Source organism: Aeromonas sp. SCS5 (assembly GCF_001887375.1).
Classification (GTDB): Bacteria; Pseudomonadota; Gammaproteobacteria; order Enterobacterales; family Aeromonadaceae; genus Aeromonas; species Aeromonas jandaei.
On record NZ_LFCS01000001.1, the window covers coordinates 307141 to 327920 of the forward strand.

General features: G+C 54.7%; 14 protein-coding genes. 6 read left to right on the plus strand and 8 right to left on the minus strand.

Annotated elements, in window-relative coordinates:
* Nucleotides 1–92: 92 nt before the first annotated feature.
* The 4 genes from mukB to cmoM form a co-directional block, all read right to left on the minus strand.
* Entirely contained in the window at nucleotides 93–4520 is a 4428-nt protein-coding gene (gene mukB / locus BS300_RS01450) for a chromosome partition protein MukB (protein WP_071910265.1), read from the minus strand.
* 3 nt (nucleotides 4521–4523) lie between these two features.
* Nucleotides 4524–5243: a chromosome partition protein MukE gene (gene mukE, locus BS300_RS01455; protein WP_005336835.1), complete on the minus strand. Its 720-nt coding sequence runs from the start codon at nucleotides 5241–5243 to the stop codon at nucleotides 4524–4526.
* A complete protein-coding gene (gene mukF, locus BS300_RS01460) occupies nucleotides 5224–6543 on the minus strand; it encodes a chromosome partition protein MukF (protein WP_042030892.1) in 1320 nt (439 codons plus the stop codon). The genes mukE and mukF overlap by 20 nt, the downstream gene beginning before the upstream one ends.
* Before the next feature lie 100 nt (nucleotides 6544–6643).
* Nucleotides 6644–7420 carry a tRNA uridine 5-oxyacetic acid(34) methyltransferase CmoM gene (gene cmoM / locus BS300_RS01465; RefSeq protein ID WP_033113262.1) on the minus strand — a complete coding sequence of 259 codons (777 nt, stop codon included), beginning with the start codon at nucleotides 7418–7420 and terminating at the stop codon, nucleotides 6644–6646.
* A 101-nt stretch (nucleotides 7421–7521) separates the two neighbouring features.
* Here cmoM and elyC point away from each other — a divergent pair, with 101 nt between their 5' ends.
* The 3 genes from elyC (at nucleotide 7522) to pfkA (ending at nucleotide 10306) form a co-directional block, all read left to right on the plus strand.
* Nucleotides 7522–8292, plus strand: a complete 771-nt coding sequence (gene elyC / locus BS300_RS01470; protein WP_071910267.1) for an envelope biogenesis factor ElyC — start codon at nucleotides 7522–7524, stop codon at nucleotides 8290–8292.
* A gap of 135 nt (nucleotides 8293–8427) precedes the next feature.
* Nucleotides 8428–9183 (plus strand): triose-phosphate isomerase, encoded by a 756-nt coding sequence (gene tpiA, locus BS300_RS01475; RefSeq protein ID WP_041207655.1) that lies wholly within the window; start codon nucleotides 8428–8430, stop codon nucleotides 9181–9183.
* Between the two features lie 151 nt (nucleotides 9184–9334).
* Nucleotides 9335–10306, plus strand: a complete 972-nt coding sequence (gene pfkA / locus BS300_RS01480) for a 6-phosphofructokinase (protein WP_041207654.1) — start codon at nucleotides 9335–9337, stop codon at nucleotides 10304–10306.
* A gap of 1454 nt (nucleotides 10307–11760) precedes the next feature.
* Here the strand turns inward: pfkA and BS300_RS01490 are convergent.
* Nucleotides 11761–13002: a dicarboxylate/amino acid:cation symporter gene (locus BS300_RS01490; RefSeq protein ID WP_033113265.1), complete on the minus strand. Its 1242-nt coding sequence runs from the start codon at nucleotides 13000–13002 to the stop codon at nucleotides 11761–11763.
* A gap of 268 nt (nucleotides 13003–13270) precedes the next feature.
* Between BS300_RS01490 and BS300_RS01495 the strand changes: the two genes are divergently transcribed.
* The 3 genes from BS300_RS01495 to BS300_RS01510 all read left to right on the plus strand — a co-directional run bounded on the left by BS300_RS01495 (nucleotide 13271) and on the right by BS300_RS01510 (nucleotide 16739).
* The gene (locus tag BS300_RS01495) at nucleotides 13271–13555 is read left to right on the plus strand and encodes a pyrimidine/purine nucleoside phosphorylase (protein ID WP_042030890.1); all 285 of its coding nucleotides are present in this window, start codon (nucleotides 13271–13273) and stop codon (nucleotides 13553–13555) included.
* Nucleotides 13556–13707: 152 nt separating this feature from the next.
* Nucleotides 13708–15093 (plus strand): L-serine ammonia-lyase, encoded by a 1386-nt coding sequence (locus tag BS300_RS01500; RefSeq protein WP_071910271.1) that lies wholly within the window; start codon nucleotides 13708–13710, stop codon nucleotides 15091–15093.
* Nucleotides 15094–15368: 275 nt separating this feature from the next.
* Complete coding sequence (locus BS300_RS01510) at nucleotides 15369–16739, plus strand: L-serine ammonia-lyase (protein ID WP_041207648.1); 1371 nt, start codon at nucleotides 15369–15371, stop codon at nucleotides 16737–16739.
* A gap of 1744 nt (nucleotides 16740–18483) precedes the next feature.
* On the opposite strand, the gene BS300_RS01515 is transcribed toward BS300_RS01510, so the two are convergent.
* Genes BS300_RS01515 through BS300_RS01525 form a run of 3 tightly spaced genes read right to left on the minus strand, consistent with a single transcriptional unit; the run spans nucleotide 18484 to nucleotide 20277 of the window.
* Nucleotides 18484–19509 (minus strand): major capsid protein, encoded by a 1026-nt coding sequence (locus BS300_RS01515; protein ID WP_071910275.1) that lies wholly within the window; start codon nucleotides 19507–19509, stop codon nucleotides 18484–18486.
* A 46-nt stretch (nucleotides 19510–19555) separates the two neighbouring features.
* The gene (locus BS300_RS01520; RefSeq protein WP_071910277.1) at nucleotides 19556–19897 is read right to left on the minus strand and encodes a hypothetical protein; all 342 of its coding nucleotides are present in this window, start codon (nucleotides 19895–19897) and stop codon (nucleotides 19556–19558) included.
* 29 nt (nucleotides 19898–19926) lie between these two features.
* Complete coding sequence (locus BS300_RS01525; protein WP_071910279.1) at nucleotides 19927–20277, minus strand: hypothetical protein; 351 nt, start codon at nucleotides 20275–20277, stop codon at nucleotides 19927–19929.
* Between the last annotated feature and the right edge of the window lie 503 nt (nucleotides 20278–20780).

The following is a 20780-nucleotide window of genomic DNA, read 5'->3' on the forward strand; positions in this document are numbered from 1 at the left end:
CCCATCAGGGGCAGCGCCGCTACTTTGCCATATTTCCCCAATAAAAAGGGAGGCGAATGCCTCCCTTTTCTCCTGCTATTTGCCCATCAGAGTCAGGCGATCAGCTTGTCGTCGGCAAAGCCGAAACCGCGCAGACCCACCACATGCACATGCTCGTGCTTGCCCTGTACCTTGCGGATGAGCTTGTAGGTGGTACCCTTCTCGGGACTGATGTTCTCCGGCGCGGCGATAAGCAGCTGCATATCCTGCCGCTCGCACAGCTCGAACAGGGTGGCGATGGATTTGCCATCCAGACGGGCCGCTTCGTCGAGGAACAACAGACGGCACGGAGCGATATCCTTGCCGCGCAGACGGCGGGACTCCTCCTCCCAGCTGATCAGCACCATCAGCAGGATGGCCTGACCGGTACCGATCGCCTCACCGGTAGAGAGCGCACCGCTCTCGGCACGCAGCCAGCCGTCGGCACCGCGCTGCACCTCGATCTCCAGCTCCAGATAGTTGCGATAGTCGAGCAGCACGTCGCCCATCACCTGATAGCTGCGATCTCCCTGCTCGATCTGCGGGTTCAGGCGCTGGAACAGCTTGGCCATCGCCTCGGAGAAGCTGAGCTCCTTGTCGGCGAACAGATCGTTGTGCATGGCAGTTTGATCGGCCAGCGCCGTCAGCAGACGGGTGTGGGCCTCGCGGATATTGACGTTGAGGCGCACCCCGCGCACCAGACCAAAGGCGATGTTCTGCAAGCCCTGGTTGAGCACCCGGATGCGGTTCTGCTCGCGGCGGATGATGTTGGTGATCTTGGCCGCCACCTCGTGAGAGGAGAGCGACAGGTGGGTTTCCCGCTGCTTGAGTTCGTCAGCCAGACGGGCCAGCTCGATCTCCATCTCCTCGATCGCTTCGACCGGATCATCGGAGCGGATGATGTCGTTGCGAATGCGATCCTTGAGGTAGCGGTAGACCTGCACGTAGAAGGCGACCTTCTGCTCGGTGCTGCGGTTGCCCTCGGAGAGACGCAACGCATCGCGCAGGGCTTCGTCGTGGGCCACCGCCACCCGCAGGGCGCCGAGGGCCTTGTCCGACATGGAGCGCAGCTCGTCGCTGTCAAGGTACGCCAGCTCGCGCTTGTTGAGGCGCTTCTCGACGTCGGTCTCCCGCGCCAGCCGCACCACCCGCGACCAGCTCGCCTTGTGACCCACCAGAGATTTACGGGCGCTGTAGTAATCCTTGCCTTCCAGCTTGAGACGACCGCCAAGGGATTCGATCTCGCGCTTGGTCACCTGCAGCTGGGCCTCGGCGCTGGTGCGACGGGAACGGGTGCGGATCAGCAGCTCTTCAATCTCTTTCTTGTGGGCGCGCGCCTTCTCTTCCATATCGTCAGAGAGGGTCAGCCCCATGGCCGCCAGCTCCAGCTCGAACTCGGTCAGGGTCTGGCGCTTGGCCTCGACGCTGGAGTTGAGGGCGGTGCGCAGCTGCAACGCCTCGGTATGGCGCTGGGCAATCTGCTTGTGCTGCTCGCCAGCGGTGCGGGCCGCCAGCTCGGCCGCTTTCAGCTTCTCTTTGAGTCGCTCGCTCATCTCGGAGGCCTTGCCCAGCAGGTTTTGTGCATCCTGATAGGCAAAGTGCGGCAGACGGGCCACCAGCTGATCGAGGGCGTAGCAACGGCGCTTCTGCTCGGCCAGCAGGTCGCTCACCTCATCATAGGCAGCCTGCAGCGCGGCCAGATCCTGCGGGTCCTGACGCAGCACCTGCACCATGGTTTCCAGTTTTTCCAGCGACTTGCCGTGTTTGGCGATAAAGGCTTCGGCCTGTTTCAGCGCTTCCACATCGGCGTGAGCCGCCTCGAGGCGGGCCGCCAAATCAGTCTCGGCAAACAGGTGGGCAAAGGGCAGCATCCCCTGCACCAGCTGGATATGGCGAGTCAGCTGGGCGGCGGCCGCTTTGGCATCACTCAGCTGTTTGTCGCACTCACCGATGGCCCCTTGCAGCGCGCGCAGTTCGGCCTGCTTGGCCTGCACTTCGGCTTCGGGGTCGGGGCGGAAGGCGATATCCAGATGCTGGCCGATAAAGTCGCGGAAGTGACCGTAGAGACGGTGGTACTTCTGCTGCTCGAAAGCGGCCTTGGCGTAACCCTCGATGAGCCCTTCGCGCTCAAGGTCGAGCTGCTCGATCCGTTTTTCCCGGGCGGCGCGACCAAACAGCGGCAGCTCGGGGTAGCGGGAGAAGCGCACCTGACGCTTGCTGGTGCGCACCAGCACGGCGTCCCCCAGCTCGTCCGCTTCCACCAGATCCTCGTCAAAGGAGTCGGGGTTGCCCTGAATCAGGTAGATATCTTCCGGGCAATCTTCCAGCTTTTTCAGCCGCTCGATGGCGCCCTCAAGGTCGAGCACCACCAGGGCGCTGCGAGCCGGGCCGTAGAGCGCCGAGTAGTAAGGGGCATCGTCGATGGAGATGTCGTCGTAGACATCGGAGAGCAGCACGCCCCCCACCTGCTCGGCGATGCGGGCAAGACGGGGATCCGCCTCGCCAGCTCCCAGCTGCAGGTTGCGAATTTGCAGCTCCAGCGCCTGTTTCTGCGCCGCGATGCGGTTGCTCTCCTGCTCGAACTCGCGCTCCTTGTCGAGCACTGTCTGCATACCGGCCGAAAGCTCTTCGGCGGTAGTCAGCGGTAAACCGCTCTGCTCGCGCAGCTGCTCGAGCTTTTCAAAGGATTTCAGCCAGCGTGGCGCCAACTTGGTCAGCTCCGCAATATCACGGCCCAGCTGGGAGCCCTGATGCTCGAGGCTGGCGCGGCGCTGGTTCACCTCGGCCTGCTGCTCGGAGAGCTCCTCCTGACGGGTGCGCTGGGCTTCGAGGAAGATCTCCAGCTCATCGCTGCTGGCAATCAGCTGGCCAGAGGCCTGCTGCAGTTCGTCACGCAGCTTGAAGAGATTTTTCTGGCTTTCGCTCTCTTTCTCGAGGCGAGCCAGCGCGGCGCGCAGCCCCTGCCCCTGGGCAATACGGGCCTTGTCTTCGATGTGACGCTTGAGCAGCGCCTGCGCGGTGGGCCAGGCGGCCTCGCGCACTGTCTCGGGGGCGATGCTCAAAAGCAGCGCCAGCGCCGCTTCGTGCTCGGCCACTGCTGCCTTGGCCAGCGCCAATTGCTGCTCGGCCCCCAGCACTCGGCTGGTGAGGCTCTGCTCGGCTGCGCGGAACTGGTGCAGGGTGTCGCTCGCCTGTTCGGCGGTCAGCCCCGGCAGCTCGCACTGCTCGCGGGCAGCATCGAGAGCCTGCACCGCCTGACGGTACTGGATGGCGCGGGTCTGCTGGATATCGAGCGCCTGCTGGTAGTCGGCCAGCTGGGTCTTGAGGCTGTCGACTTCTGCCTGCGCCAGCTCCTTGCGCTCTTCCACTTCCAGCAGCTGGCCGTGGATCTCCTCCACCACAGCCTGCTGCTGTTCGAGTTTGTCAGAGAGATCCGCCAGATCGGCGCGGTACATCTCTATCTTCTTCTGCAAACTGACAGCCGCCATCACCTTGGCCAGATGCTCGGAGGCAGACTCCAGCTCGTCGGTCAGCAGTTTCTCACGGTTAGTGAGCTGCTCCACCTCGTCGGCCAGATAGATGGCGCGCTGTTTCTCTTCGGCCAGAATGCGGCGCTTGTCGGCCAGCTCCTGGCGCGCCTTGAGGGCCAGCTCGGAGAGACGGCTCTTCTCGGCGGCGTTGCGCACATAGTCCGCCGCCACATAGTGGGTGGTCTCGGTGATCAGGTTCTTGAACAGATCCCGCTGACCCTGGGTTTCCTTGATGGCCTCCAGGGTGCGGCGGTTTTCATAGATGGCCGCCTCCATGTCTGCAAACGCCTTGCGTACCCCGGAGTTCTCCGGCAGCAGATATTCACGCAGGGAACGGCTGATGGACGAGGAGATGCCGCCGTAGAGGGAGGCTTCGATCAGGCGATAGAACTTGCCGCGATCTTTTTGATCACGCAGCTTCTTCGGGGTGATGCCGAACTCGAACATGAAGTTGTGATAGTCGGTCACCGTATTGAATTTGGCGACTTTCAGCGCCCCCAGCTCGGCGGCCGCCCCTTTCAGATCGGTAAAGGCGCGTACCCGCCCCTTGCCGCCATCAAGCTTCTCCAGCAGCAGATCGGTCGGTGCCAGATTCTCCGGCACATCCACCAGCGCGAACGGGGTGATGTTGACCTTGTTGTCGCGGTTGGCCACCTGCTCGAGGTGCACGCCGACCCAGATCCGCTGTTCGCGGCTGTTCATCACTTCCAGCAGGGAGTAGCAGTGGCCGCGCTGCAGCTTGCCGTAGAGCCCCTTGTCACGGGAGGCGCTGCTCGATCCCGCTTCCGTGGTGTTGCGGAAATGGAGCAATGACTGGTCGGGGATGAGCGCCGCGATAAAGGCCGCCATGGTGGTGGACTTGCCCGCGCCGTTGCCGCCGGAAAGAGTGGTGACCAGCTGGTCGAGATCGAAGGTCCGGGCAAAGAAGCCGTTCCAGTTGACCATGGTCAGGGATTTGAACTTGCCTCGCACCGGTTATACCTCCAGATCCAGTTGTTCTTCATCGAGATCCGCCTCGATGTCATCAAAGAGCGAGTCGCTGCTCGGCATTTCGTCGTCGTGGAAGATGGCTTCACCCTCCTGGATCATCCGCAGCTGGACAGCGCGCGGATCTTCATCGGAGCGCACGTCGGCGGCGAAACGGAACACCGATTCGTTGACCCGGAATTTATCCCCGTTGCCAAGGGCGGTGATCATGCCAAGGCGGCGCAGACGGCGCATGGAGGTACGGATCTTTTCGAGCAACTTCTTCTTGTCGAGATCGGTACCGCCGGAGCGGCTGTTGACCATCCGCAGCAGCTGCTTCTCGTCGGCGAGGCTCAGCACCTCTTCCTGCAGCTCGGCCATGGCGAATACCCCTTCCGAGGCCAGACGATCCGGGCTCAGGTAGAGGTAGCAGAGCACCTTGCCCACCAGCATATCGAGCTCGGAGAGCACTGTGGTGCCGATGTCGGAGCTCGGGCGCGGACGCAAGTAGAAGAAGCCTTCCGGCGCCTTGATCAGTTCCACCTGATAGCGGCCGTAGAAGATCTCCAGCTCGCTGTGATATTCGACCAGCGCCGAATGCTGCTCGAACTCGTCGGCACTGATGTGGCGACCGGAGCGCAAGGCGGTGTCGATGCGCGGAAACAAGGGGTTGGCAATCGCCTCTGCAAGGCGCAGCGGCAAGGGAAACTCAGAATTGATCAATGACATAGGCCTGAACCTTGGATCCAGCTTGGTTAATGGGTTTCCATGCGGGTTGGCGATGCAGTTCGCGCTCGCCGCTGGCATGGCCCAGGCGCACGGCCTGGTCGATCAGAAGACGCGCCACATCGAAGTGGGCATGAGCCGGGTAGTCCAGCAGGTATTCCCGCAGCACATCGGCCAGATCCAGCTGCTGGCCCTGCTCAGGGTAGCGGGCCAGATAGCGCTCGATGCGCTCGGCCAGCTCCTGATTGATGTCCACCATCTCGACGTACTCCATCTCGAGGGGCACCTCACCGGTCACCTCCTCGTCGTGGATGGCGATGGTTTCATCGCGCAGCTCCAGCAGACGGGGCTCTTCGGCCACCCGCAGCTGCCAGTTGTGCTGCTCGAAGTTGCGGATGGACTCGCGCAGCCGCTGGCTGAAGGCGCGGTTCTTGTCCATATCGATGGCGTTGCGGATAAATTTGTGGACGTGCCTGTCGTAGCGGGACCACAGCTCGATGCATTGCTGACCCCAGCTAGTGATGACGTCAAGACGACCTTGCAAGGCGTGAGTCAGCTCCTCGACGTGGAACAGATCGTCGCGCCCCTGCGCTGCTTCCTGAATATTGAGCAGCCCCGCCTGCAGGCGGTGACCGGCAGCATCCAGGGTATCCTGCAGCTCGCGCAGGGTCTGGCCAGTCTCGTGCAGCAGCTTTTCGCAACTGTGAATGGCATCGACCCAGTTCTGGGTCAGCAGGGCCGCGATTTCGCTCTTGACCTGATTCTGCTGTTCATCCATGGCGCGCTGGGTGAGATCGATCCGCCCCAGCGTCTCTTCCAGCGAGAAGGTGAGCCGTGGCAGCACCTCGGCATCCCACTGCTCGCGGGTGTTGGTTTCAAGCGCCGCCTTGCGGGCGGTGTCGAGCTCGGAAGCCAGGTGCTCGAGTAGAATGGAGAGCTTGATGGAGTCAACCTGACGCTGATCCATAAAGAAGTCGACGATGCTCACACCCAGGCGCGACAGGCGGTAGAGGCTCTCCCCCGCCACCATGTCGGTGTTAAAACGCGACAGCAGCTGCTGGCGAATGAGATCGTTGATGGCGTTGTTGGCGCGACCGGTGAGGGTCTCGTCCATCTGGCCGAAGGCGCTGCTGACATAGCCAAAGGCATCGTGCAGCGCCGCTTCCGACAGGTCCGACTCATCCTCGGACAAGGTCTTGATTGCAATCAGAAAGGCCAGCCGGTCGGTCGGCAGGCTCAACGCCAACCCCTCCTGCCTGACCCATCCCACCATCTCTGGCAGGGTACGGGATGTACTCATCATGATGTTGTCATCTCGTTGTTGTATTGGGCGCAAAATCGTGCGCGCGGCTACATCCGGTAGCATCGAAAACATGGTCCACATCGACGTGAACAGCGAACAATCAGCTGGCCGGCTTCTGGGCCATCACATGGATATAGCGACCGAGGGAGACAAAAGGCTCCTGACGGCAATATTGCTGCTCCATGGCCAGCAGATCGTCGAACTTCTCCACCTGATCCTGCTTGTGACGCATATAGTCGTGGATCACCCGCACCCCGGTCTTGCCGATGATGCGCAGCCCCCCGCGACCAATCCAGTCATAGACCTGCTCCGGCAGCTGGGGATTGGTGGGCGTAAGCGCGGTCTGGCGCTTCTTGCGAAGACCAAGGCGCACATAGTCAAAATTGCCCACCACCAGGCTCTGGAACAGCAAACCATGACGGTTGTAAAAAAGCAGCGACAGTATGCCCCCGGCATTGACGAAAGGGAACAGACCCAGCAAGGTCTGACGCGGCTCGGCAAGCCACTCCAGCACCGCATGGCAGAGCACCAGATCAAAGGTCCCGGTCACGTGTTGCTTCAGATCCTGAATGGGGCAATGGATGAGACGAATTTTGTCTTCCAGCCCCTTCTCGGCGATCTGGCTGCGGGCCAGTTCCAGCATTTCTGCTGACAGATCGCACAGCTCCACCTGATGACCCATGGCCGCCAGCTTCTGGGCGAAATAGCCAAAACCGCCCCCCGCATCAAGGATGCGCAGCGGTCGGTTGCCAAGGCGGGCCAGGCAGGCTTCTATGTCGCTCCAGACAATGGTGGTGCGGATGCGCCCCTTGGTGGAGTCGTAAATGTTGCGGGCGAACTTGTCGGCGCGCCCGTCAAAACTCTGATCGTGCTTCAAGGAGAAACTCAACATTAGCGCCACAGGGTTGTGGCCATCCCAAAAAAGAGAGGTATTCTGTCACATCCCGAATTTGCTGAAAACTCAAGGAAGTGTCTGCCGTGTTTGTGCTCAAAAAGTGGCTGGGTCAGCTATTGATGCCGCTCCCCTTCTCCCTCTCCCTGCTTCTGGTCGCCCTGCTGCTGCTCTGGTTTACCCGTTTTCAGAAAACCGGCAAGCTGCTGGCAACTCTCTCGCTGCTGCTGGTCGCCCTGCTGGGAATGCGGCCGGTGAGCTACGAACTGGCCCGCGGGCTGGAGCAAACCTTCCCGCCGTTCGAGGTGAGCCAGCATCCCAACATCGATGCCATCGTGGTGCTCGGCAACGGCCATGTCAGCGATCCGGCGGTACCGATGCGCAGTTGGCAGAACAATATCTCGCTGGCACGAACTCTGGAGGGGGTGCGCCTTGCCCAGGCCTATCCCGAAGCCGAGCTGGTGTTCTCCGGCTATGTGTCGGGGGATACCCTCTCCAACGCCGAGGTCAACGCCCGGATGGCCGAGAGCCTCGGCATACCCCGTTCGCGAATGACGTTGTTTGAAAACAACAAAGACACTCATGATGAGGCGGTCAGTATCAGCCGCCATCTGAAGGGAAAAGAGGTGGCGCTGGTCAGTTCTGCCACCCACCTGCCGCGCGCCATGGCCCTCTATCAGGGTCAGGGGCTCAACGCCGTGCCGGCCCCCACCGATTACACCGCCAAGCAGAGCCAGGTGGCCCAACCGCTCTACAGTTATTTACCCAAAGGGCGCTATCTGATGTATTCCGAAGCTGCCATCCACGAATGGATTGGGGTATGGTGGGCTCGCTTGCGGGGGCAGGTTAACGAATGAGCAATCAAGCGTTTCATTCCTGATTTGGATCAGGAAAGCGAAAAAAAATTACGTCATTTGCCGCCGGGTCAGCTATCTTGGGCTCGGTTCAATTCATATAATGTTGCGCAATCAAATGCCTAGGAGATTAAGAAGATGAGACAGCACCTGGTAATGGGTAACTGGAAACTGAACGGCACCAAGGCTTCTGTAGAAGCTCTGATCAAAGGACTGACACCGGCTGCTGCCGCTCATCCTTCTGTGCAAGTCGCCGTCTGCCCGCCGGTTATCTTTTTGGGTCTGGTTGAGCAGCTGACCGCTGGCACCAAAATCGCCTACGGTGCCCAGAACGCCGACGTACACGAGTCTGGCGCCTTCACCGGTGAAAACGCTCCGTCCATGCTGAAAGCCTTCGGTTGCACCTACTCTCTGGTCGGCCACAGCGAGCGTCGTACCCTGCATGCAGAGAGTGACGACGTGGTTGCTGCCAAGTACGAAGCGATCCAGAAAGGCGGCCTGGTGCCGGTTCTGTGCATCGGTGAAACTCTGGAGCAGTTCGAAGCCGGCGTGACCAAGAACGTGGTTGAGACCCAGCTGAAAGCCGTTATCGACCGTTGCGGTATCGCCTCCTTCAACAACGCCGTTATCGCTTACGAGCCGGTATGGGCCATCGGTACTGGCAAGACTGCCACTCCGGAGATCGCTCAGTCCGTTCACGCTCACATCCGTCAGTACCTGGCCGGTTTTGATGCCGCCGTTGCTGCCAAAGTACAGATCCTGTACGGCGGTTCCGTCACTGGCGCCACTGCTGCCGACCTGTTCGGTCAGCCGGACATCGACGGTGGCCTGGTCGGTGGTGCGTCCCTGAAAGTGGACGACTTCTCCCAGATCATCGCTGGCGCGGCCAAGTAATCACTGATTACGGCAAAGAGAGGGGCTTGTCCCCTCTCTTGTATCGCTTTTCCTATGGTGGCCCCCGCATCCCATACGAAAGCCGATATAGTAAAAGTGGCTTGTCTATTTCCAAACATTCGTATTTGACAACTCAGATCCAGAGGCACTCATGACCAAACAAATCAAACGTATTGGTGTTCTGACCAGTGGTGGCGACGCACCGGGTATGAACGCAGCCATCCGCGCTGTGGTTCGCGCCGGTCTGCATTACGGCCTGGAAGTTTACGGTATTTATGATGGCTACCTCGGTCTGCACCAGGATCGCATCGTCAAACTGGAGCGTCACAGCGTCTCCGATGTAGTGAACCGTGGTGGTACTTTCCTCGGCTCCGCCCGTTTCCCTGCTTTCAAAGACCCCGCAGTGCGCGCCGAAGCGATCGAAAACCTGAAAAAGCACGGTATCGATGCGCTGGTCGTCATCGGTGGTGACGGCTCCTACATGGGTGCCAAGAAGCTGACCGAAGAGGGTTTCCCCTGCATCGGCCTGCCGGGCACCATCGACAACGACATCGCCGGTACCGACTTCACCATCGGCTTTGATACCGCCCTGAACGTGGTGGTTGACGCCATCGACCGCCTGCGCGATACCTGCAGCTCCCACCACCGTATCTCCGTGGTCGAGATCATGGGTCGTCACTGTGGCGATCTGGCCATGTCTGCCGCCGTTGCTGGTGGTGCCGAGTACGTGATCGTGCCGGAAGTAGCCTTCGACAAAGAGAAGCTGCTCAAGCAGATCAAGGAAGGCGAAGCCAAGGGCAAGAAGCACGCCATTATCACTATCTGCGAGCACGTTACCGACGTGAACGCGCTGGCCAAAGATATCGAAGCCCTGACCGGTCGTGAAACCCGCGCCACCATCCTGGGCCACATCCAGCGTGGCGGTGCCCCGACTGCCCGTGACCGCATCATGTCCAGCCGTATGGGTGCTTATGCCGTTGAGCAGCTGCTGGCTGGTCACGGTGGTCGCTGCGTCGGTATCCAGCGCAACGAGCTGGTACACCACGACATCATCGACTGCATCGAGAACATGAAGCGTCCGTTCGATCAGGAGCTTTACAACCTCTCCACCACCCTGTTCTAAGCACTGCCGGAACAAGCTGGTTATGCAAAAACCCTCCATCCGGAGGGTTTTTCTATTTCTAGCCGTCACTCACCGTGGTGCCCAGAAAATGGATTGGTGCCAGCACATTTGGCAATGTCATCAGGCTGATCTGCCAACTGCGAAATAACAACAATGCCTATATAACCGGCTTGAGGTTGGGATTGAGGTTGCGCTTCAAATCCACCGTTGCAGTCGCTACCGACAGCTTGCCCAGCATCATCTCTTTATCATCTCATCCGCTCTCTCTTATTCCCCCACTGTTACTGTTGTCCTCTAGTGCTCCTGTTAGGCGATGCGTTATCTCTAATCCGCACCGACGGGGCTCAACATTGGCTACAGATACAGGCAGTCGCAGATCGGGGGCCTATCTCGCTCCCCCCTGCAGGTTGCAACTTGTCCCCTTGAGGGAAAAACCGCTTCCCAAGCCACTATTGCACCAACCAATATCAATCACGCTATCTCATCCATAGTCAGAGGCTAAAAAATGGGCTACCTCTGCATTTTTTCTCTCTCAGATCCGGCTACATCGCTAAAAGCAGGGCTATTTATGCAGATCCATGAACAGAAGATCGTGATAAAACCCTAACCATGGCGCTGGATTGCATGCCGATACCGGCATTACTCTCTTTCAGAGGGGGATTATCTTCGCCAGAAGCGGTAAAACCAGATTCACAGCCATTTTTTGACGCTAAAAATGGCTGCCTAGCCCGACAAAAAATGTAAAACCAATTAATGGCTCCATTCAAAACCCCTAATTCAGATTCCACTCACTTAACTAACACACTGAAAATAAAGAACTTTTAATATATAAGCCCCATTAAAACAACCAACACCTCAAGCATAGAGGATAAAATAGCCACAAGATTGCAAAAACAGAGCCTTCATCATCACGAAGAACACAAAGCTCAATTTTATCAACCAAACCCTTGTTTTAAGCTCCTGTTATGGTATCTTGACCTCATCAACCAACAACCTGGGGAGAAAAAAGATGAAAGAGTTTGTTGTTACCGCTGTTTTTACCGTGTTTTTCACCCTGGTTGCTGTCTCTCTGCCCTCGCTGTCACAGCTCTGAGTCGGATAGAGAGGCATCAATCGGGAACGAGCCTCTCTGGCATGACGCTTTAATCGCCACAAACTGGCGTTTTCAGCCATCAGTGCCGAAATGGTCAACATGGATATGATTTCAAGCTGTTGTGGTTGCTTGTTTAACCACACCTCTGACTGAGCCAACGTCAGACCATCCTCGGGGGAGCCAAGCTCCCCTTTTTGCTACCTGCCGTCTGACAACACCTTTGCTCTCTCCTTATCCTTTCTTCCTCTTCTACCGCTTTGCTGTTTGTTCAGACCAATCCTTTTTTTCTGTAACCAGCGGGCACAAAAAAGCCCCCACCCGAAGGTGGAGGCTTTTGGCATAACCAGAAGGTTAATCCCGCTTATGCCTTGTTCCAGCGCTGCGGGTCATACTCCGGGCTGAAGCGATCAACGATCACGGCGCAGGCTGCGTCGCCGGTGATATTGAGGGAAGTCCGGATCATGTCGAACAGACGATCCAGCGCGAACAGCAGCGGCAATCCTTCGATGGGGATCCCTGCCGCCAGCAGCACCGCCACCACCAGGAAGCTTGGGCCCGGTACACCGGCCTGACCAATCGCCCCCAGGGTGGCCGTCACTATGATGGCAGCCCAGGCACCAACGCTCAGATCAATGTTGTAAACCTGCGCAAAGAAGATGGCGACCAGACCGTAATAGATGGCGTTGCCGCTCATGTTGATGGTGGCCCCCAGCGGCAACACGAAAGAGGCCGTTGCATTGGTCACCTTCAGATCCTGCTCGCAGGTCTCCATATTGACCGGTAGGGTCGCCATGGAGGAGGCGGTAGAGAAGGCAACGATCTGCGGCTTCTTCATCGCCGAGATATAGGTCATCACCGGCGTGTTGGAGAAGAGCGCCACCAGCAGTGGGTAGACCACAAAGCCGAAGATCAAAATCGCGGCAACATAGACCACGAACAGCTTGAGCACCAGCGTCAGCACATCGAAGCCATAGGTGCCGATGGCATCAGCCATCAGACCGAATACCCCGAGCGGCGCGATGATCATCACCTTGTTGATCATCCAGACAAAGGCATCCACCAAGGTATTGAGGCCATCGACCAGCGGCTTGGCCCGCTCGCGCGGCTGTTTGGCCAGCGCAATGCCGAGGAACATGCAGAACACCAGGATCTGCAGAATGTTCGCTTCGTTGAGGGACTGGAACACGTTGGTCGGGATCATGCCAAGCAGGGTTGCGACGGCATCCGGCAGCGCCCCTTTATCGGCATAATCACCGCCAAACATGGAGGAGACTGAGCCAAAATCGACACCGACACCCGGCTTGAAGATCTGCCCCATCACCAGTGCCAGCAACACGGCCAGTGCCGAAGTGACAAGGAAGAAGGCCAGCGTGGCCACCCCTATCTTGCCCGCAGCCGGGCTTGCACCCAGATTGGCGGCGCCGGAGAGGATGGCAACCGCCACCAGCGGGATCACCAGCATCTTGATGAGCTGGATAAAGAGGGTACCGAGTGGGGCAAAGATGGTGGCCTGCTCACCCATGAGCACCCCGACCACCGCCCCCAGTACCATGGCCACCACAACCTGGAAGCCGATATTTTTTATGAGTCCTTTAGTCAACACAGTACTTTCCTTTATGTAGCTACATTCGCACTTTCCCAGTGCAATAAACCAGACAGGGGAATGAGCTCCTGCACATTCCCCTGCTGCGGCGTGTTATCGCATATTTCATTGCTGTTTGAAATCGACAAATCGTTAACAGAAGCTATTAATAATTTTCTAAAAAGCGCATTTCCCACCCTTTGGTTGCGTTTTTTGCAGTCAGCCCAATGACAATTGGCAAAATGTTGTGCTAGCTTGGCTGCACAACCGAACATACAAGGATGTAAAGATGCTGAAAGTTAACGAATATTTTGACGGAAATGTAAAATCCATCGGTTTTGAGCAAAAAGGCGAGAAATCTACTGTCGGCGTCATGAACGTCGGTGAATACCTGTTCAATACCGCCGCCCCTGAGCGGATGACGGTGATCAAGGGTGCCCTGACCATCCAGCTGGCGGATGAAGATGAGTGGCACACCTACAGCCAAGGTGAATCCTTCCTGGTTGCGGGCCACTCCTCCTTCAAACTGGAGGTGACTACCCCCACCGCTTACTTGTGTGAATTTCTCGACTGATCTGTCCGGCTGAAGGGGCTCATCCCTTCAGCCCTCTCTCCCCCTCCTGCTCTTCATATCTCTACCCATGTCACAGCGCGGCACATCCCCGCTTTTCATCCATGGCAAAAATCCTAGAATAAACAGACATAAACCATCACCGGAGTGGTGTCATGATCAGTGTGTTTGACCTTTTCTCTATCGGTATCGGCCCCTCCTCTTCCCATACAGTAGGTCCCATGCGCGCCTCTTATGCCTTTGTGCAGCAGCTCAAGCTCCATGGTCATCTTCCTCATACTGCGCGAGTCGAAGTGGAGTGTTACGGCTCGCTGGGCCAGACCGGCAAGGGACACGGTACCGGCAAGGCGATCATTCTGGGGCTGTCGGGCTTTGAACCGGAGTCGGTCGATATCGATGCCATCCCCGCCATTCTGGCGCTAGTGGAAAAGGAGCAGAGCCTGCAGCTGGCAGGCGAACAGCCAAGCCATTTTCCCCGCACCGGTGCCATCATCTTCAACCGCCGTAAAACCCTGCCGGCCCACACCAACGGCATGACTCTGCGCGCCTTTGATAAAGAGGAAAACCTGCGCCTCAGCCAGACCTACTACTCGATTGGCGGCGGCTTCATCATTGAAGAGAGCCACTTCGCAACCGCCAAGGAGGAAGCAGCCAGAACGGATAGCGAACACCCGATCCCCTACCCGTTCGAGAGCGGCGCCCAACTGCTGGCACACTGTCAGGAGAGCGGTCTCTCTATCTCCGGCATCATTCTGGCCAACGAGCGTGTCTTTCGCAGCGACGAGCAGATAAAGAGCGGTCTTCGCAAGATCTGGCAGGCGATGCAGGGTTGCGTCGAGCGGGGCTGCAAGAGCGAAGGGGTTCTGCCGGGCGGGCTCAAGGTACGGCGCCGCGCCCCGGGGCTATTTCGCCAACTCAGCTGCGAGACCAACTTCAACAAGGATCCCCTGATGGTGATGGAGTGGGTCGATCTGTTTGCGCTGGCCGTCAACGAAGAGAATGCGGCAGGCGGACGAGTAGTCACCGCCCCCACCAACGGCGCCTCCGGCATCATTCCGGCGGTGCTTCACTACTATGATCGCTTCGTCCACAAGGTCGATGATGACGAGCTGGTGCGCTTTTTCCTCACTGCGGCAGCGATCGGCATCTTATATAAGAAGAATGCCTCCCTGTCGGGAGCGGAAGTGGGCTGTCAGGGTGAAGTGGGCGTGGCCTGCTCCATGGCGGCCGGCGCGCTGACCGAACTCTTGGGTGGCAGTCCGGCCATGGTAGAGAACGCCGCCGAGATCGGCATGGAGCACAATCTCGGGCTCACCTGCGATCCCATTGGCGGGCTGGTACAGGTGCCCTGCATCGAGCGCAACGCCATGGGCGCAGTGAAAGCGATCAATGCCGCCCGTCTCGCCCTGCGCGGCACCGGCGAGCACAAGGTGTCGCTCGACAAGGTGATCAAAACCATGTGGGAGACCGGCAACGACATGAAGACCAAGTACAAGGAGACGGCTCGAGGCGGCCTCGCCGTTAACATTACCGAATGTTAAAAAACGGCAATTGACTCCATTTGGTTCCGAAATGCCCGGCATCGCCGGGTATTTTTATGGGCAAACGCTTAACAAAATGGATAAGCACCAAAATAAATTTTATACTCGCACCTCAAACTCAACAAAAATAGATCTATTTCAACTTTTTTTAGGTCGCGAGCCGTTACACTACGGTTATCTGGTTCAGTGACCTGCGCAAACCAGCGCGTTCCATGGATCTCCCAAATTTCTGTGAGTGGGCATGCCGCCCCCTTCTACCCTGAGGTAATAGTGACATGATCAGCGTTTTTGATATCTTCAAAATCGGTGTAGGCCCCTCTTCTTCCCACACTGTTGGCCCGATGAAAGCAGCCAAACAGTTTGTTGACGAACTGCGTGCAGGCGGCAAGATCCGCGATATCACCCGCATCAATGTCGATGTCTACGGCTCCCTCTCCTGGACCGGTAAAGGCCACCACACCGACACCGCCATCATCATGGGCCTGGCCGGCAACCTGCCGGAGAACGTCGATATCGATGCCATTCCTGAATTTATCTCCCGCGTAGAACAGACCGAGCGCCTGCCGATCGGCCTGCACTGCCACACCGTCAGCTTCCCGCGCGATGCCATGGTATTCCACGACGAAGCCCTGCCGCTGCACGAAAACGGCATGAAGCTGACTGCGCTGATCGAAGATGAAGTGGTCTACAGCAAGACCTACTACTCCATTGGTGGCGGTTTCATCGTTGACGAAGAGAACTTCGGCAAGGCTGACAGCGGCGACATGTCCGTACGTTACCCGTTCAAGAGCGCCGCCGAGCTGGTTGCCCACTGCAGCCAGACCGGTCTCTCCATCTCTGCACTGATGATGGAGAACGAGAAGTGCTTCAACACTCCGGAAGAGATCTACAAGAAGTTCGGCAAGATCTGGAACACCATGCGTGAAGGTATCGAGCGCGGCTGCCGTACCGAAGGCGTTCTCTCCGGCCCGTTGCGCGTGCCCCGTCGTGCGGCTCCGCTCTACCGCCAGCTCAACACCAACGAGAACCTTTCGAGCGACCCGATGAACATCGTTGACTGGGTCAACATGTTCGCTCTGGCCGTGAGTGAAGAGAACGCAGCCGGTGGCCGCGTAGTCACCGCTCCGACCAACGGCGCTGCCGGTATCATCCCGGCCGTACTGGCCTACTACGACAAATTCATCCAGCCGGTTGGCCGCGACGAGTACACCCGTTTCTATCTGGCTGCCGGTGCCGTCGGCATCCTCTACAAGATGAACGCCTCCATCTCCGGCGCCGAAGTGGGCTGCCAGGGTGAAGTGGGTGTTTCCTGCTCCATGGCCGCTGCCGGTCTGACCGAGCTGATGGGCGGTAGCCCGGAGCACGTCTGCGAAGCCGCGGAAATCGGTATGGAACACAACCTGGGTCTGACCTGTGATCCGGTTGCCGGTCAGGTACAGGTGCCTTGCATCGAGCGTAACGCCATCGCAGCCATGAAAGCGGTCAACGCCTCCCGTATGGCCCTGCGTCGTACCTCCAAGCCGCGCGTCTCGCTGGACAAGGTGATCGACACCATGTACGTCACCGGCAAGGACATGGACTCCAAGTACCGTGAAACCTCCCGTGGCGGTCTGGCCATCAAGGTCATGCAGGTTGCCTGCGACTAAGCAGCCACTGGCATGACGACAAAAGGCGGGTTATCCCGCCTTTTTCTTTTTACCGGTTCCGGCACTTCGTCACTGGAAGAGTGGATAACAAAAAGGATGGCCTTGCGGGCCATCCTTTTTTATCTGCTCTATCCAGCCAATCACGGCACCAGGGCCGCACGCCGGATCAGGAGGAGAGTTTGCCATCCAGTTCGGCAATCTTGGCTGTCACTCCCCTTTCAGGGTCGTGGATTGCAAGCAATCCCAGTAGTCCTATCAGTAACTTAACTCATTCTTTCACAAGGGATTATACAGCAAGTACATACAACAACCAACCTATCCAAAACAGACAATAAAACCAGATTAAACACGCTTAAATAGCCTGATAATCGGCCCCAGATTCTCACCCAAGAGGGCCACAAGCATCTAAATCAGAACAACCAGCACGAAGTAAAACTGACTGCCCAACCCTCTGCCCCTTGCCTAGCCTGACTTGAACCAACTTTTGATAATGGCTGTAATTTTATCCAGTGTTAGACAATACCAACTTTTCAATCCTATTTTGTTTCACACGTTACAAAAACACCCTCTCATAGGGGAGTTGACGTGCTACATTCGTCATAAAGGGGAAATGACGTGCTAGAATAGTTAGTGAATATATGAAAAGTTGCTATATGCAACTAAATTGAATGCCACGATTGAAACTGACAATATGAATGTGTGAGAGATAACAAGGATCATCGAGATATGAATCGGCAATCTACGCCGACCACATACAGACATGTATGCACATATGAGGCAACATGCCTATAAACACCAATAACAACAGTAGCTTATAGCAATAGTGCTGAGGCACCTTGTTGTGTAGCTTATGAAAGATAGAGAAATGACAGGATAGAACAGGCCAACATGGCTGTAATAGTGTGTTCTGTGGATAAATAGGATGGTTGTGGATAAACAAGGATGCTACGGCCTATCGGCTCTATTGGTGCATAAATAGTGCTGTGATATTACGAACTCATGCCGAGGAACTTGTGGGGCGAGGTGTTCCGTGTCAATTAATACAGCCTAAGAGAATTGATAATTGAGATATTATGGAATGCAGATATATAGGCATATAGGGTATTAATTAATTTTTTTCTGGCGGGGGTTAAGAAGTAAAACAGGGCTACAAGCCTTATGTATCAAGGCTTCAGCCAAATTTAATTATTTAAATTAAATCAATTTAAATCGTTTTTAATGTTTAATATTGTTTTTTAATACTCATTAAATATCAAGTGTCATTTGAATCCGCAGCAAATTGCAGATAACAAAAAAGGCCACATCAATTTAATGAAGTAGCCTTTATTAATTAAAGTTTCAAGCGATAGCGGAGTTGTGCGCGTGTCAATCCAACAAGTTTAGAGAATGCAGAGAAGTTAATAAACTGGCTCCATACGTTCTTGTCAGTTGTTTTCTCAATCTGCACCCATCCAGAACCTTCTTGAAATTCTTCAATCGTAATTCGATATCGTGTTGTCATTTTCGTAATTTCCTATACAACCATTTAAACATTTGAAGCAGAAAAAACCAAACAAGATATATATAAAAATACCCTGCTTTAAATAATACATAGATTAATGGAAACATTAAAATTAGTATCAACAAGCCAATAACAACAGCAACAACGGGGTCTATAAGGTTGTCCATGATGATAATTACCCTTATCCTGCAAGTTGTGAACAAGGGTTTATTAGACTATTAACCAACAAACCCTTTGTGTTATTTATGCTTTGTTTTCAGAATTGACAATACAGCTAGGCAGCATGTTCATTGCCAGCGCTGACCATTCGCTAATGGCAAACATATCTCCAAATTTCGGATCTTTAATCCGGTAATGATGCACAGGAGCACCGCTAGAGTTTGCCGCTAGGTCTTGATGTTTGCTGATTGGGCCACAGAACCACTTGAACACACCTGCACCCTTCATGAGGACAGGGAAATAAACAGCTTTATTTGCACCGATGCCAATATCTGCATCGTCCACCATAATAAACGTTACGTTGTTATAGAAGAATGTTTGCAGGCTGGGATATTCGTTTTTGTAATCAATTAGGTTTTCAATGCCATATTGGCCTGAACCTTGAGAATATTTAAAAGTATCACGAACAGAACTGTTACTCTTTAGTGCCCGAAAATATTCAGGAGAGCACAGTGCAACAAAACCCTTCAGGTAATCAACTTTTTGGCCTAGATTCTTGCGAATAGTGGTTTGGATGGTGTCTAGTTCGATATCAACAAGGGTGCTAGAAGCATTCAGATCAATGTTCTTGGTCACAGCACTAGAACCAAACTCAGTTGCCATACTTACAACTTGTTCGCTGCCATATTTGTTATTTTGAACACCTCGAACCAAGCAGTCAGCTAGTTGGGCATTCATGGTGCGCTGGTACTTCTTGCGTTGTTCAAAGAGAAGCTCGGCTGCTACATCTTCGGCAGTCATTTCTGTGTCTTTGGTGCCCGTCTTGCGCTTGCCCTTCCAGTCCTGCACAGAGACGCTGTTCTCAAGGGCATAACCAACAAGCTCGAATAGTTTGAGTTGTGATTTTGGACGATAGACACCGCCAAACTCTCGGGCATTAATTGCTACCTGTTCAGCAAGCTCTTGGTCTTGGGAGACAAGATAATCAAAGTTAATTTTAAATTCATTAACTGGTGTTTCTTCAAAGACATTTAGACTAAGCAAAAGACGATTAAGTGGAAAACCGTGCTGTTCAAATACTTCTGTATAATCTAGATAATTAAAATCCATTGTAATCCTCTTGTTATTATTTATTGTTATTGTGGTAATGTTTTAATTACTTGCTGAATTCGATATAGGGATCAGCGTCAAGTAGTGAAATTGCTTTCGTTAGGCCAGCAGCATTACCAGCAGTCAGCCCAGATTTAAGCAGGATCACATGCTTGTAGAACACGCAGAAAGCCTTGCTGCCCTTTGGTACAAAGTCGGAGACAACAGCAACGGCGGTTGCGGTAGAGCCGCTCAGGAGTGCGCCAGTTGCAGGATCAATACAAGAGCCTGCTGGCAGGTCAACGGTAAGTGCAGAAGGCAGGTCAAGAGTTTTGACAGCGAACTGTGGATCAATGCAGTATTGCATCACGTCAGAGCGTGTTTTAAATTCAGTAGCTAGGGTAGCCATTTTATTCCTCGTAATATTTATTAATATTATTATTGTTGTTGTGTTTGGGACTTTAGAATTTCTTCAAGGATCCCATTTTCTTTAGCATATTCATAAAGAGCAGGAAGTTGATCATTAATGCTTTTGCAGAACTGTTCAAACTCAATGGCCTCATGTTCAGATTTAACTAAGCTAACAATACCAATTTCATTTGCATCATCTTTCGATTTCAGCATCAATGATTTGTGGCGGTTGTTTGCGCTCGGGTTGTCTGTGTGACACAAGGCGAGGTGCGGGCTAAGTTGTTTTGATTCTTTCTTTACGGGCTGTTCTGGTTGTTTAGACTGTGCATCTTGTCTAACCCTTTCCAATTCAGCCAACATATTTGATTTGACATTCATTTAATTTCCTAATTTAAATTAAAAAATATGTGTGCTGAAGCCTTGATACATAAGGCTTGCAGCCAAATAGACTCTAAATTTAGAGAATTAAATTGATTTATTTTTGAATTAAATCATTAAATAATCAAAAAATGGCTGTTGAGTAGCAAAATAAAAGCCCCTGCATTGCACAGGAGCTTTATTAAATATCTTCTGGAGAAGAAGACTAGAGAGGTTACGTGTATCCTATCTTTAAAATATTCTATTATAAAACACTTTAAAAATAGGCCGAATTGGTGAGGTAAGTTGACAGACTACTATTACCTATCCGGCATATTAAATTAACAAGGAGGTTATGAATAAATGAAAACAACGAAGATGAGGAGTATCACTTATCTTTAAATATTCTAATGCAAAACACTTAGAGATAATGAAAGGTGCTCCCCTCAACTCTGGAGAAATTAAGAGGAGCCCTAAGAGGTTACATATTGAGAGTGATTGTTAGTGTTCTCAATATATAAATA

Excerpts from the sequence above, each read along its gene's own strand:
- mukE (WP_005336835.1), bottom strand. The coding sequence starts at position 5,243 with ATGTCATTGATCAATTCTGAGTTTCCCTTGCCGCTGCGCCTTGCAGAG.
- mukF (WP_042030892.1), bottom strand. The coding sequence starts at position 6,543 with ATGATGAGTACATCCCGTACCCTGCCAGAGATGGTGGGATGGGTCAGG.
- tpiA (WP_041207655.1), top strand. The coding sequence starts at position 8,428 with ATGAGACAGCACCTGGTAATGGGTAACTGGAAACTGAACGGCACCAAG.
- pfkA (WP_041207654.1), top strand. The coding sequence starts at position 9,335 with ATGACCAAACAAATCAAACGTATTGGTGTTCTGACCAGTGGTGGCGAC.
- BS300_RS01495 (WP_042030890.1), top strand. The coding sequence starts at position 13,271 with ATGCTGAAAGTTAACGAATATTTTGACGGAAATGTAAAATCCATCGGT.
- BS300_RS01500 (WP_071910271.1), top strand. The coding sequence starts at position 13,708 with ATGATCAGTGTGTTTGACCTTTTCTCTATCGGTATCGGCCCCTCCTCT.
- BS300_RS01510 (WP_041207648.1), top strand. The coding sequence starts at position 15,369 with ATGATCAGCGTTTTTGATATCTTCAAAATCGGTGTAGGCCCCTCTTCT.
- BS300_RS01515 (WP_071910275.1), bottom strand. The coding sequence starts at position 19,509 with ATGGATTTTAATTATCTAGATTATACAGAAGTATTTGAACAGCACGGT.
- BS300_RS01520 (WP_071910277.1), bottom strand. The coding sequence starts at position 19,897 with ATGGCTACCCTAGCTACTGAATTTAAAACACGCTCTGACGTGATGCAA.
- BS300_RS01525 (WP_071910279.1), bottom strand. The coding sequence starts at position 20,277 with ATGAATGTCAAATCAAATATGTTGGCTGAATTGGAAAGGGTTAGACAA.